At 73.8% G+C, this 12,871-nt stretch carries 14 protein-coding genes; 11 read left to right on the top strand and 3 right to left on the bottom strand.

What is annotated here, in order from left to right; genetic code table 11:
- Window positions 1-20 precede the first annotated feature (20 nt).
- Both QSK00_RS29770 and QSK00_RS29765 read left to right on the top strand, forming a co-directional pair.
- Window positions 21-1,157 (top strand): aminotransferase, encoded by a 1,137-nt coding sequence (locus QSK00_RS29770; protein WP_285597063.1) that lies wholly within the window; start codon window positions 21-23, stop codon window positions 1,155-1,157.
- Window positions 1,154-1,864, top strand: coding sequence for a TIM barrel protein (locus QSK00_RS29765; protein ID WP_285597061.1), 711 nt, complete (start codon window positions 1,154-1,156; stop codon window positions 1,862-1,864). Before QSK00_RS29770 ends, QSK00_RS29765 begins: the two co-directional genes overlap by 4 nt.
- Before the next feature lie 7 nt (window positions 1,865-1,871).
- On the opposite strand, the gene QSK00_RS29760 is transcribed toward QSK00_RS29765, so the two are convergent.
- Complete coding sequence (locus QSK00_RS29760) at window positions 1,872-2,363, bottom strand: hypothetical protein (protein WP_285597059.1); 492 nt, start codon at window positions 2,361-2,363, stop codon at window positions 1,872-1,874.
- Window positions 2,364-2,382: 19 nt separating this feature from the next.
- The gene (locus QSK00_RS29755; protein WP_285597057.1) at window positions 2,383-3,234 is read right to left on the bottom strand and encodes a 3-hydroxyacyl-CoA dehydrogenase family protein; all 852 of its coding nucleotides are present in this window, start codon (window positions 3,232-3,234) and stop codon (window positions 2,383-2,385) included.
- Window positions 3,235-3,352: 118 nt separating this feature from the next.
- Here QSK00_RS29755 and QSK00_RS29750 point away from each other — a divergent pair, with 118 nt between their 5' ends.
- Window positions 3,353-4,786, top strand: a complete 1,434-nt coding sequence (locus QSK00_RS29750; protein ID WP_285597055.1) for an HNH endonuclease signature motif containing protein — start codon at window positions 3,353-3,355, stop codon at window positions 4,784-4,786.
- Window positions 4,787-4,794: 8 nt separating this feature from the next.
- Here QSK00_RS29750 and QSK00_RS29745 read toward each other — a convergent pair whose 3' ends face one another.
- Window positions 4,795-5,490, bottom strand: a complete 696-nt coding sequence (locus QSK00_RS29745; RefSeq protein WP_285597053.1) for a glycerophosphodiester phosphodiesterase — start codon at window positions 5,488-5,490, stop codon at window positions 4,795-4,797.
- A gap of 101 nt (window positions 5,491-5,591) precedes the next feature.
- On the opposite strand from QSK00_RS29745, the gene paaA reads away from it, so the two are divergent.
- The 8 genes from paaA to QSK00_RS29705 are packed head-to-tail and all read left to right on the top strand — an operon-like array spanning window position 5,592 to window position 12,681.
- Window positions 5,592-6,548 carry a 1,2-phenylacetyl-CoA epoxidase subunit PaaA gene (paaA, locus tag QSK00_RS29740; RefSeq protein ID WP_285597049.1) on the top strand — a complete coding sequence of 319 codons (957 nt, stop codon included), beginning with the start codon at window positions 5,592-5,594 and terminating at the stop codon, window positions 6,546-6,548.
- A gap of 2 nt (window positions 6,549-6,550) precedes the next feature.
- Window positions 6,551-6,895, top strand: a complete 345-nt coding sequence (gene paaB / locus QSK00_RS29735; protein WP_026204343.1) for a 1,2-phenylacetyl-CoA epoxidase subunit PaaB — start codon at window positions 6,551-6,553, stop codon at window positions 6,893-6,895.
- A complete protein-coding gene (gene paaC / locus QSK00_RS29730) occupies window positions 6,892-7,806 on the top strand; it encodes a 1,2-phenylacetyl-CoA epoxidase subunit PaaC (RefSeq protein WP_285597047.1) in 915 nt (304 codons plus the stop codon). The genes paaB and paaC overlap by 4 nt, the downstream gene beginning before the upstream one ends.
- A gap of 5 nt (window positions 7,807-7,811) precedes the next feature.
- Window positions 7,812-8,303, top strand: a complete 492-nt coding sequence (gene paaD, locus QSK00_RS29725) for a 1,2-phenylacetyl-CoA epoxidase subunit PaaD (protein WP_285597127.1) — start codon at window positions 7,812-7,814, stop codon at window positions 8,301-8,303.
- Window positions 8,303-9,376, top strand: coding sequence for a 1,2-phenylacetyl-CoA epoxidase subunit PaaE (gene paaE / locus QSK00_RS29720; protein ID WP_285597045.1), 1,074 nt, complete (start codon window positions 8,303-8,305; stop codon window positions 9,374-9,376). Before paaD ends, paaE begins: the two co-directional genes overlap by 1 nt.
- Window positions 9,377-9,386: 10 nt before the next feature.
- Complete coding sequence (gene paaZ, locus QSK00_RS29715; RefSeq protein ID WP_285597043.1) at window positions 9,387-11,411, top strand: phenylacetic acid degradation bifunctional protein PaaZ; 2,025 nt, start codon at window positions 9,387-9,389, stop codon at window positions 11,409-11,411.
- Window positions 11,408-11,806, top strand: a complete 399-nt coding sequence (gene paaI / locus QSK00_RS29710) for a hydroxyphenylacetyl-CoA thioesterase PaaI (RefSeq protein WP_285597041.1) — start codon at window positions 11,408-11,410, stop codon at window positions 11,804-11,806. Before paaZ ends, paaI begins: the two co-directional genes overlap by 4 nt.
- Complete coding sequence (locus QSK00_RS29705; RefSeq protein WP_285597039.1) at window positions 11,803-12,681, top strand: enoyl-CoA hydratase-related protein; 879 nt, start codon at window positions 11,803-11,805, stop codon at window positions 12,679-12,681. The genes paaI and QSK00_RS29705 overlap by 4 nt, the downstream gene beginning before the upstream one ends.
- Window positions 12,682-12,871: the final 190 nt, after the last annotated feature.

Genomic DNA, 12,871 nt, shown 5'->3' with positions numbered 1-12,871 from the left:
TCGCTGCGCTCGCCCTGACCGTGCGCCTCTCCCACCGCGTCGCCGCCGGGGTCGACTCGCCGATGGCCGCCACCTACGCCCGGGTGACGACGGCGGGTGGACGCCGACCGCTGCTCGACCTCGCCCGGGCCGCCCCCGCGTACCCGCCCGCACCGGAGGTCGTCACGCACGTCGCCGCCGTCGCGCAGGACGCCCGCTACGCCGCGCAGGCCGGTCTGCCGCACCTGCGGGAGGCGTTCGCCGCCGACCTGCGCGCCGACCACGGCGGGGACGTCACCGCCGACGACCTCGTCGTCACCGCCGGCTGCAACCAGGCGTTCTGCCTGGTCGCCGACGCGCTCTGCAGCCCCGGCGACGAGGTCCTCACCCCGCGTCCGACCTACTTCAACCACGCGATGTGGCTGCGCATGCGCGGTGTCGAGCCGGTCATCGTCGAGCCCGACGAGGCATTGGTGCCGCGCGCCGCCGACGCCGAGGCACTCCTCACCGACCGCACCCGCGCGATCGTGCTGGTCACACCGGGCAACCCGAGCGGGCTCGACATCCCACCCGAGGAGCTCGCCGCCTTCGCCGACCTCGCCCGCCGCCACGACGTCGCCCTGGTCCTCGACGAGACCTACCGCGTCTTCCGGGCCACCGCGGCGCACACGCTGTACTCCGCGCCGGGCTGGCGCGACACCGTCGTCACCCTGCACAGCTTCTCCAAGGACCTGGCGCTCGCCGGGTACCGCGTCGGGGCGCTGGTCGGTGGAGAGGCGCTGCGACGGCAGGCGCTCAAGCTGTTCGACTGCGTGGCGATCGGCGCCCCGCGGGTCGGGCAGGAGGCCGCCTGGGCCGGGCTGACGCGGGCGCAGGCGTGGCGGTCGGCGCGGGCCGCCGAGGTCGGCGCCCGTCGCGAGGCGTTCGCCGCCGCCCTGCGTGAGCGCCCCGGCGGGTTCGAGGTCGTGGCGCTCGGCGGGTTCTTCGCGTGGGTCCGGCACCCGCGTCGCGGGACACCCACCCCGGACGTCGTGACGGCCCTGCTGGAGGAGCAGGGGGTGCTGGTGATGGCCGGGACGGACTTCCAGGCGGTCGACGACGGCACGATGCGGGTCAGCGTCGGGAACCTCACCGACGTCGACGACCTGGTGGCCCGGCTCGAGGAGTTCGGCGCGTGAGCCTCGGTCTGAACGTCTCGATCCGCTACCCCGACGTCCCGGTCCTCGAGCGCCCGGCCCGGGCGCGGGCCGACGGCTTCGACGTCGTCGAGTCCTGGTGGCCCTTCGACTCCGCCGGCCCGGGCGAGCCGGAGGTCGACGCGTTCTGCGCCTCGATCACCGACGCGGGCGTGCAGCTGGTCGCGATGAACCTGTTCGGCGGGGACATGGCGGCGGGCGAGCGGGGCGTGGCGGGCGACAGCCCCGCGGAGTTCGCGGACTCCCTGACCGTCGGCCTGGAGATCGGGCGACGGTTGGGCTGCACCATGCACAACACGCTGGTGGGGCGCGGACCGGTGTCGGACGCCGCTCTCGATCGCCTGGCCACGGCGGCCCTGACGGCCGCGGCGCAGGGTTCGACGCTGTTGATCGAACCGCTGTCGGCGGTCGACGACTACCCCATCCTCACCGCTGCGGACGCGTTCGCCCTGGTCGAGCGGTTGGGGGCGGGGTCGGGCGTCCTGGCGGACCTCTACCACCTCGCGGTCAACGGCGAGGACGTCGACGCAGCCATCGCGGCCCGTGGCGCGGAGTTCGCGCACGTGCAGATCGCGGACGCCCCGGGTCGGGGGGCACCGGGGACCGGGTCGCTGCCGCTCGCCCGGTGGCTGCGGTCGCTGCGGGCCGTGGGCTACGAGGGATGGGTCGCGTTGGAGAACGTGCCCTGACCACTGTTCACAGGGCGCCGCCCTCGAGCAGGATCCGCAGCAGCACCACGACCAACCCGACCCCGAAGGCACCCACCGCCCCGAGCAGCGCGCCCCACCACCGGCGCAGTGCCCGCCACCCGCCGACGGCCCCCAGGACGACCAGCCCGACCCAGCTGAGGTCGATCGTGACGTGGGCCGACTCGACCGGCCCCTGGGCACCCGCGAAGCCGGTCGTCGCGATCACGGCGACGACCAGCAACGGAAGCAGCCCCGGCAGCAGGTACTGCGCGGCGTGCCCGCCCAGTCCGAGCAGCCGCCGTCGGGACGGGAGGGCGTGGTCGGCGTGCACGGCCTTCAGCGTGGTGGCGAACCAGTGCGCCGCGAACGTCGCCAGGAGCGGGCCGAGGCTCAGGGACAGGACGTCGCCGAAGCCCGTGACGCCGCGGTCGATCGCCAGCGCCAGCACGGTCATCATCACGACGGTGCTGTTGACCGCCGGTTCGATGTCGAGCCGCACGCCCCCGGACGCTAGTGGGTCACCACGTGTGGAAGCCCTGTCCCGACTTCCGCCCCAGCTCCCCGCGCTCCACCTTGTCCCGCAGCAGCTGCGGCGGCGCGAACCGGTCCCCCAGCTCCGTGGCGAGGTGCTCGGCGATCGCGAGCCGGACGTCGAGCCCCACCACGTCGGTCAGCCGGAGCGGCCCCATCGGCCAGCGGTAGCCCAGCTCCATGCCGGTGTCGATGTCCTCGGCGGTCGCCACGCCCTCCTCGACCATCCGGATCGCCTCCAGCCCGACGACGAGCCCGAGCCGGGAGGTCGCGAACCCGGGCGAGTCGTCGACGACGATCGGGGTCTTGCCGAGATCCCCGACCCACTGCCGCGCCTGCTCGACGACGGCGTCGGCGGTCTGCGGGGTGCGGATCAGCTCCACGAGCTTCTGCGCGGGCACCGGGTTGAAGAAGTGCATGCCGATGACGCGGTCGGCCGGCAGCTCGGCGCCGATCGCGGCGATCGAGAGCGAGGACGTGTTCGACGCCAGCACGGCGTCCGGGCACCGCCGGGCCACCTCGCCCAGGATCTGCTGCTTGAGGTCGATCTTCTCCGGGACGGCCTCGACGACGAGGCCCGCGTCGGTGGGGAGCTCGCCGGGGCCGACGAGGAACGTCGTGCGTCCCAGGAGCGAGTCGACGCTCTCCCCCTCGGGCAGCTTCCCGCGGTCCGCCGCCCCCTGCAGGCTCGTCCCGACGGCGGACCGGGCCGCGTCGGCGCGCTGGTCGTCGCTCTCCACCACGGCCACCCGGGCCGCCCCCACCGTCAGGAGGACGTGGGCGATGCCCGCGCCCATCGTGCCGCCACCGATCACGCCGACGCTCTCGGGAATCGTCATGGCGAGCACCCTGGCGCAGATTGCTCCGATCGACAGGACGGAGGATGACGAATGCTACTCGAACATGCGTTCGAACAGCGGATGTCGTCGCAGGTCAGCGCCGTCTAGACTGATCGACATGAGCATGAGCGACGCCGACGAGGCGGTGATCGACCGGGCCCGCGACGCCATCACGGCCGTCCGCCTCGCCGAGCACGCCCTGCTCACCGCGATCGGCGACCTCGCCGAGACCGCCGCCTGGACCCCCACCGGACACCGCGACCTCGGTCGCTTCCTCGAGGAACTCTGGCGCATCGACCACGCCCACGCCCGACACCTCCAGCGCCACGCCGAGGCCACCCTGCGGATGGTCGCGCTCTCCGGCCAGGACCTCCCCCCACGCCTCCCCGCCTCGGCTGCGGCCGCCGCCGACGGCGCCATCGGCGAGGAACACCTCCGCGTCCTCGTGCGCGCCATGGAGCGCATCACCGCAATCGAGGACATCGAACCCGCCCAGGTCACCGCCGCCGAGGACCTCCTCGCCCAGACCGCCCGCCGGCTCTCCCCGCACGGCCTCGAACGCGTCGCCGCCCGCCTGCTCGCCACCCTCGACCCCGACGGGGCCGCGCCGGCCGAACCCGACGAGCCCGACGACGAGTGGCTGCTCGTCCACCGCCGCGACGGCACGCTGGCCTTCACCGGCCACATCCACGGCGCCGCCGACGTCGAGCTGCTCCTCGAGACGCTCGACGCCCTCGCCGGGCCCGCCGGCCCTGACGACACCCGGCCCCTCGGTGCCCGCCGCGCCGAAGCCCTGCTCGACCTCTGCGCCGCCGCCCACACCCCCACCGGGCTCATCGATCCCGTCGACCCCGAGCCCCGGGACGCCTCCTCGCCCCGACCCGCCGGCGTCGAGGACGACGGCGATGACGACGGCGAGAACCCCGACGGCGAGGGACCCGACGACAGACGCCGCCGCAGCCGCCTGTTCCTCGTCGACGACGACACCGACGTGCCGGACACGCCGGCCCCGGCGCCTCCCGCACGTCCCGGCGCCCACCGGGCCGCGCGGCTGCCGATCCCCGCCCGCGCCCAGATCGCGGTCACCATCCCCCTCGACTGGCTGCGCGCCCAGGTCGGCCACGCCGAGTTCGACACCGGTCGCACCCTCGACCCCGCCACCGCCCGGCGCCTCGCCTGCGACGCCCAGATCCTCCCCGCCGTCCTGGGCACCCGCGGGGAACCGGTCGAACTCGGCCGCGCCGCCTACGCCGTCACCGAGGCCCTCCGCCGCCTGTTGACGATCCGCGACCGCGGCTGCGCCCACCCCGGCTGCACCCGCCGCCCTCGCCGCTGCCACGCCCACCACATCCGCCACTGGGTCGACGGCGGAGACACCGATCCGGACAACCTCGTCCTGCTCTGCCGCTACCACCACCACCTCGCCCACCACGGCGGCTGGGAGATCAGCATGATCGGCGGCCGACCCTGGTTCGTACCGCCTCGCTGGGTCGACCCCGACCGACGACCCGTCCCCGGAGGCGGCAGCCCACCCGGCACCGTCGCGGCCTGACGGAGCGATCAGACCTGCAGGGCGAGCAGCTCGCCGAGGACGGCAGGCCGGTCGGTGATGATGCGGTCGACGCCCAGATCGAGCATCCGGCGCATCTCCGCACCCTCGTTGACGGTGTAGACGCCCGGCGACATGCCGCGGTCGCGGATCGCGGCCGCCAGGTCGGCGTGCATCGCGCGGTGATCGACGGTGACGAGCTCGGCGTACGTCGCGATGTCGTCGAGCAGGGCCGCGTCGGGGGCGGCGGCGAGGAGCTGGCCCACGATCACTCCCGGACCGGCCAGCTCCCGCACCGCGCCCGCGTCGAACGACATCACGACGGCGGGCCGCCCGGCCAGCGCCGCGACCACCTCGCGCCCGATGCCCGGGTAGTGCCACGGGTCCTTCAGCTCCAGGAACAGGTCGAGCTCACCTGCCGCGTCGAGCAGGTCGGCCAGCGTCGGGATGCGCTCCCCCGCGCCCGCGTCCAGCGACCGCAGCTCGGCGAGGGTGAGCCCGCCCAGGGGCCGGTCCGCGAGCTCCGCGGCGGCGTCGGTGGTGCGGCGCGGAGTGGCGTCGTGGTGGAGCACCAGCACCCCGTCGGCGGTGCGCTGCACGTCGACCTCGACGCCGTCGGCGCCCTGCCGGCGGGCCTCCGTGATCGCGGCGAGCGTGTTCTCCGGGGCGTCGGCGGACGCTCCCCGGTGGGCGATGACCTCGGGCATCCCCGCATCCGACCAGAGCGGGATGACGAGGAGGCGAACGGCTTGCGTCGGGACCCGCCGTCGGGCACCATCGGTAACCGAACGAACATTCGGGAGGGCACGTGGACCGGGACGAGCAGCAGCTGGCCGAGGCGTTCGACGCCACCGTGGCCGCCGAGGGCCGGATCGAGCCCCGCGACTGGATGCCCGAGGGCTACCGGAAGACGCTGATCCGCCAGATCGCCCAGCACGCGCACTCCGAGATCATCGGGATGCAACCCGAGGGCAACTGGATCCTCCGCGCCCCGAGCCTGCGCCGGAAGGCCATCCTGCTCGCGAAGGTGCAGGACGAGGCCGGTCACGGGCTGTACCTGTACTCGGCCACCGAGACCCTCGGCGTCGACCGCACCGAGCTCACCGAGAAGCTGATCGACTCGCGGCAGAAGTACTCCTCGATCTTCAACTACCCGACGCTGACCTACGCCGACATCGGCGTCATCGGCTGGCTGGTCGACGGCGCCGCGATCTGCAACCAGGTCCCGCTGTGCCGGTCCAGCTACGGCCCCTACGCGCGGGCGATGGTGCGGATCTGCAAGGAGGAGTCCTTCCACCAGCGCCAGGGCTTCGAGCTGCTGATGACGCTGATGGCGGGCACCGACGCCCAGCGCGAGATGGTGCAGGACGCGGTGAACCGCTGGTGGTGGCCCTCGCTGATGATGTTCGGCCCCGCCGACGGCGACTCCCCCAACACGCAGCAGTCGATGGCGTGGCGGATCAAGCGCCACACCAACGACGAGCTGCGCCAGCGCTACGTCGACATGTCGGTGCCGCAGGCCGAGAAGCTCGGGGTCACGTTCCCCGACCCGGACCTGCGCTGGAACGCCGAGCGCGGGTCCTACGACTTCGGCGAGATCGACTGGGACGAGTTCACCGCCGTCGTGAAGGGCGCGGGCCCGTGCAACGCCCAGCGCCTCGCCCACCGCCGCGCCGCGCACGAGGGCGGGCAGTGGGTCCGCGACGCCGCCTCCGCCTACGCCGCCAAGCAGGAGACCCGACGTCGGGAAGGGGTAGCAGCGTGAGCATGGCCGACGACGTCACCGCGCATCCCGAGGGCGAGCCCGAGATCCGGCCGGGCGTCACGCCGGACCGCACGTGGCCGCTCTACGAGGTGTTCGTCCGCGGCAAGCGCGGGCTGAACCACGTGCACGTCGGGTCGCTGCACGCCCCCGACGACCACATGGCCCTGCACAACGCCCGCAACCTCTACACGCGGCGCAACGAGGGCGTGTCGATCTGGGTGGTGCGCGCCGACGCGATCACCGCGTCGAGCCCCGACGAGAAGGACCCGTTCTTCGCGCCGTCGGGCGACAAGGTCTACCGCCACCCCACGTTCTACGAGATCCCCGAGGACGTGCCGCACCTGTGAACGATCATGTCTTCGACGGCCTGGCCGACGCCGATCAGGACGGCCGCTGGGCGTACGGCGCGGGCTTCGACGAGACGGTCGTCGAGGTCACCGCTCCGGCGCCGGACGGCGTCGATCGCGACGACCTCGCCGCCTACTGCCTCATGCTCGCCGACGACGCCCTCGTCGCCTCGCAGCGCCTCTCCGAGTGGGCCACCCACGCCCCGGAGCTCGAGGAGGAGGTCGCGCTCGCGAACATCGCGCTCGACCTGCTCGGCCAGGCCCGCGTGCTGCTCTCGCGCGCCGGTCACCTCGGCGCCGCGGCACGCTTCCGGACGCCGACTCTCGCCGCCGGCCTCTCCGACGAGGACGTCCTCGCCTACTTCCGCGACGACCGCTCCTTCCGCAACGTCACGCTCGCCGAGATGGACCTCGGGGACTTCGGCCGGACGATGGCCTGGATCCTCGTCTACTCCTCGTGGCGCCTCGCGCTCATGACGACGCTGCGCGGCTCGGCCGACCCGGTCCTCGCCGCCGTCGCGGCCAAGGCCGTCCCCGAGCTCGCCTACCAGCGGGAGTACGCGGCCGGCTGGGTCGTGCGGCTCGGCGACGGGACCGACGAGTCCCACCGGCGCATGCAGGCCGGGCTCGACGACGTCTGGCCGTTCGTCACGGAGCTGTTCCTCGCGCACCCCGTCGAGACCCGGCTCGTCGAGGCGGGCGTGGCCGTCGACCCGGCGTCGCTGCGGGGCACGGTGGACGCCGACCTCGCGCAGGTCCTGCCGGTCGCGACCCTGACCGAGCCGACCCGACCGGCCGTCGGGCTGGTGGGAGGTCGCGGGGGCCGGGACGGGGTGCACACCGAGGAACTCGGGCAGGTACTCGCCGTCATGCAGTCGCTGGCCCGCGCTCACCCGGACGCGACGTGGTGAGCGACGTGGTGACCGCCGACGTGTGGGAGGCGGCCGCCCAGGTCACCGACCCCGAGATGCCGATGCTCACCCTGGCCGACCTCGGTGTGCTGCGGTCGGTCGTGCACGACGACGGGCGGATCGTCGCCACCATCACCCCGACCTACGCCGGGTGCCCCGCCCTCGACGCGATGGCCGCCGACCTCCGCTCGACCCTCAGCGCGTTCGGGACGGTGGAGGTCCGGGTGACCCTCACCCCGCCGTGGACCACCGACCTCATCTCCGACGAGGGCCGCCGCAAGCTCGCGGAGGCCGGGGTCGCGCCGCCGGCGCACATCGGGCCGCGCTCGACCGGCCCGGTGCCGCTCACGCTGGCTGCCCCGCCGAAGCGCGTGGACTGCCCGCGCTGCGGCAGCGCCGACACCGAGGAGCTCTCCCGCTTCGGGCCCACCGCGTGCACCGCGCTGCGCCGCTGTCGGGCCTGCTCCGAGCCGTTCGAGCACATGAAGGACATCTGATGACCGCCACCACGGCCGTCGAGACCGGTTTCCACGCGCTGCGCGTGGCCGCCGTCGAGCACCTCACCGACGACGCCGTCGCGATCACCTTCGACGTCCCGGCGGCGCTGCGCGAGCACTACGCCTTCCGGGCCGGGCAGTACCTGACGCTCTCCCAGGACGGTCCGAACTCCACGGAGCGCCGCTCCTACTCGATCTGCGCGCCCGAGGGCGCGGCGCCACGGATCGGGGTGCGGCGGGTGGAGACCGGGCTGTTCTCGGAGATGCTGGTCGACCGGCTGGCGGTCGGCGACACCCTCGAGGTCGGCCCGCCGGACGGTCGCTTCACGCCCGACCCGCAGCCCGGGGAGCACCACACCCTCATCGCCGCGGGCTCGGGCATCACGCCGGTGCTCTCGATCGCCGCGACCGTCCTGGCCGCCCACCCCGACACCCACGTCACGCTGCTCTACGGCAACCGCCGGGCCGACACCGTCATGTTCGCCGAGGAGCTCGCCGACCTGAAGGACCGCTACCGCGCGCGGTTCCAGCTCGACCACGTGCTCTCCCGCGAGCCGGTCGAGGCCGAGATCTTTGCGGGCCGGCTGGACCGGGAGAAGCTGCGGACGCTGCTCACGCACCTCGTCCCGACCCCGCAGGTCGACCACTGGTGGCTGTGTGGGCCGCTGGAGATGGTGACCGGCGCGCGCGAGCAGCTCGCCGAGCTCGGCGTCCCGCGCGAGAAGGTGCACGCGGAGCTGTTCTACGTCGACACCCCGCCACCGCAGCCGGTGCGGCACGAGGACGCCCCGGCCGAGGGCGCGACCGCGCGGATCATCCTGCGCGGTCGCGAGGTCACCGCGACCGTCCCGGCCGACTCGTTCGTCCTGGACGCCGCGCAGAAGGTCCGCTCCGACCTCCCGTTCGCCTGCCGGGGTGGCGTGTGCGGGACGTGCCGGGCCAGGGTCGTCACCGGCGAGGTGGCGATGCAGCGCAACTTCGCGCTGGAGACCGAGGAGGTCGAGGCCGGGTTCGTGCTGACGTGCCAGTCGGTCCCGGTCTCCGACGAACTGACCATCGACTACGACGTCTGAGGGGTTGTCCGTGACGGTCGAGAGCTATCTGGCGGGACGCTGGCAGGCCGGGTCGGGCGAGGGCCGGCCGATGTTCGACGCGGTCACCGGGGAGGAGGTGGACCGCCTCTCCACCGACGGCCTCGACCTGGCGGGGGCGGCGGCGTACGCCCGCAGCACCGGCGGGCCCGCGCTGCGTGACCTGTCGTTCCACCAGCGCGCGTCGCTGCTCAAGGCGCTCGCCGGGCACCTGCGCAAGCACCGCGAGGAGCTCTACGCCCTCTCCGCCCGCACCGGCGCCACCCTCGGCGACTCGAAGTTCGACGTCGACGGCGGCATCGGCGTCCTGCAGGCCTACGCGTCGAAGGGCAAGCGCGAGCTGCCGGCGGGTTCCGTCCTCGTCGAGGGCGACGTCGAGCCGCTGTCGAAGGACGGCTCGTTCCTCGCCCAGCACGTGCTCTCCCCGCTCCACGGCGTCGCCGTCCAGGTCAACGCCTACAACTTCCCCTGCTGGGGCCCACTGGAGAAGCTCGCGCCGGCCTTCCTCGCCGGCGTCCCGTCGATCATCAAGCCCGCCACCCCCACCGCCTTCCTGACGGCGGGTCTGGTCCGGCTGATCGTCGACTCCGGCCTCCTGCCCGACGGCGCCGTGCAGTTCGTCGCGGGATCGGTGGGCGACCTCTTCGACCACCTCACCGAGCAGGACCTGGTCTCCTTCACCGGCTCGGCCTCGACCGCCCGGCAGCTGCGGACGCACCCGAACCTCGCCGCGCGCGCCGTCCGCTTCACCGCGGAGGCCGACTCGCTGAACTGCTCGATCCTGGGCCCGGACGCGACGCCGGGGACGCCCGAGTTCGACCTGTACGTGCGCCAGCTCGTCACGGAGATGACGGTCAAGGCCGGGCAGAAGTGCACCGCGATCCGGCGCGCGTTCGTGCCCGCCGAGCACCTCGACGCGGTGGGCGAGGCCGTCGCCGAGAAGCTGCGCCGCGTCGTCGTGGGGAACCCGTCGAACCCCGACGTCCGCATGGGCGCGCTGGCCGGGCTGGAGCAGCGCGAGGAGGTCCGACGGTCGTTGAAGGCGCTGCTCGACGGCTCGCGGGTGCTGTTCGGGTCGCCCGACACCGTGGACGTGACCGACGCCGACGCCGAGCGCGGCGCGTTCCTCTCCCCCGTGCTGCTCGCCGCCGACCCCGACTCCGCCGCGGTCCACGAGGTCGAGGCGTTCGGCCCGGTGTCCTCGCTGGTGCCCTACACCTCGACGGCGCAGGTCATCGAGCTCGCGGCGCGCGGGCAGGGGTCGCTGGCCGGGTCGGTCGTGACCGGGGACGCCGACTTCGCGCGCGAGGTCGTGCTCGGGGTCGCGCCGTGGCACGGGCGGCTGCTGGTGCTGGACCAGACCGACGCCAGGAGCTCGACCGGCCACGGCTCCCCGATGCCCCAGCTCGTCCACGGCGGCCCCGGACGCGCCGGCGGGGGCGAGGAGATGGGCGGCATCCGCGGCGTGGCGCACCACATGCAGCGCACCGCGATCCAGGGGTCGCCGGAGATGCTGACCGCGATCACCGGGCGGTGGGTGCCGGGCACCGAGCGTCGGGTGACCGACGTCCACCCCTTCCGCAAGCACCTGGAGGAGCTGCGTCTCGGCGACACCGTCGTCGGCGGCCCGCGCCGCGTGACCCTCGAGGACGTGGAGCACTTCGCCGAGTTCACCGGCGACACCTTCTACGCGCACATGGACGCCGACGCCGCGGCGCAGAACCCGTTCTTCGGGGAGCGGGTGGCCCACGGCTACCTGGTGGTCTCGTTCGCGGCCGGGCTGTTCGTCGACCCGGCGCCCGGGCCCGTGCTCGCGAACTTCGGGATCGACGCGCTGCGTTTCCTCACTCCCGTGAAGTTCGACGACGAGCTGACGATCACGCTGACCGCCAAGCAGATCACGCCACGCGACACCGCCGCGTACGGCGAGGTCCGCTGGGACGCCGACGTCACGAACCAGCACGGCGACTCCGTCGCGCGGTACGACGTCCTCACGCTGGTGGCGAAGCAGTCATGATCGCCGCCTCCGTCAAGCGGATGTGGGACGACGACGCCGCATCCCGCAAGCTCGGCATGGAACTGCACGCCGCCGCCGACGGCGAGGCCCGGCTGACCATGCGGGTCACCTCCGACATGGTCAACGGGCACGGCATGTGTCACGGCGGCTACCTGTTCCTGCTCGCCGATTCCGCGTTCGCCTGCGCGTGCAACTCCCCCGGCCCGGTCACCGTCGCCGCGGGTGGCGACATCACGTTCGTCGCCTCGGCGCGGGAGAACGACGTGCTCGAGGCCGTCGCGACCGAGCGGACCGTCTACGGACGGTCCGGCGTCTACGACGTGACGATCACCCGGCCCACCGACGGGCGGGTGATCGCGGAGTTCCGCGGCCGCTCGCGGGTGCTCCGCTCGTGAGCGTGCGCACCGAGGTGGCCGACGGGATCGCGACGATCACGCTCGACCGCCCGGACCGGATGAACGCCTTCACCCCGGAGATGGCGACGGAGATCGTCGCCGCGTTCGACGTGACCGACGCCGACGACGCCGTGCGCGTCGTCGTGCTCACCGGTGCCGGCCGGGCCTTCTGCGCGGGTGCCGACCTCGGGCGGGGCGGCTCGACGTTCGACCACGAGGCAGCCGGGGACGGACGGCGACTGGCCGGGACGATCGACGGGGTGCCGCGCGACCTCGGCGGCGTCGCGGTCCTCCGGGTCGCCGCGAGCGTGAAGCCGGTGATCGCGGCGGTCAACGGACCCGCCGTCGGGATCGGGGCCTCGCTGCTCCTGCCGGCCGACGTCCGGATCGCCGCGGAGTCCGCCCGCTTCGGCTACGTCTTCGCCCGCCGCGGGATCGCCCCCGACGGCGCCTCCAGCTGGTTCCTCCCGCGGATCGTCGGCATCTCGCAGGCCATGGAGTGGGTCGCGACGGGGCGGGTGTTCCCCGCGGCGGAGGCGCTCACCGGCCGGCTGGTCTCCCGGGTGGTCCCCGACGACGAGCTCGCTGCGACCGTGCGGGCACTCGCGGCGGAGATCGTGGAGCACACGTCCGGCACCTCGGTCGCGCTGACCCGCCGGATGATGTGGTCGATGCTGGGCGCCGACTCGCCGTGGGACGCGCACCGGATGGACACGCGGGTGATCACCGCCCTGGGCGCCGGGCCGGACGCGGCCGAGGGCGTGACGTCGTTCCTCGAGAAGCGGCCGCCGGCGTTCACGGCCGCGCCCGGCGACTACCTGGGCCTCGTCGACCCCTGGCCCGGCGTCCCCGACGACGTGGAGCCCCCGGCCTGACCGCGAGTGCGGCACCGTGCGCCACCGGCGACACACTCCGCCGCACTCGCGGCGCGACGCCGTCCGCGAGCTGCTCCTATGTCAAGCGGCAGCGGGGGTTGGGGTGTGTTCGGTCTGTAGGAGCAGGTTGAACACGACGCGGGCGAGGCGTCGTTTGAGGGCGCGGAGGGCGTCGTTGTGTCGGTCGCCG

This window comes from Actinomycetospora sp. NBRC 106378 (assembly GCF_030269685.1).
GTDB lineage: Bacteria > Actinomycetota > Actinomycetes > Mycobacteriales > Pseudonocardiaceae > Actinomycetospora.
Note: the sequence above shows the minus strand (reverse complement) of the source record. Positions and strands in the feature narration are given on the sequence as shown.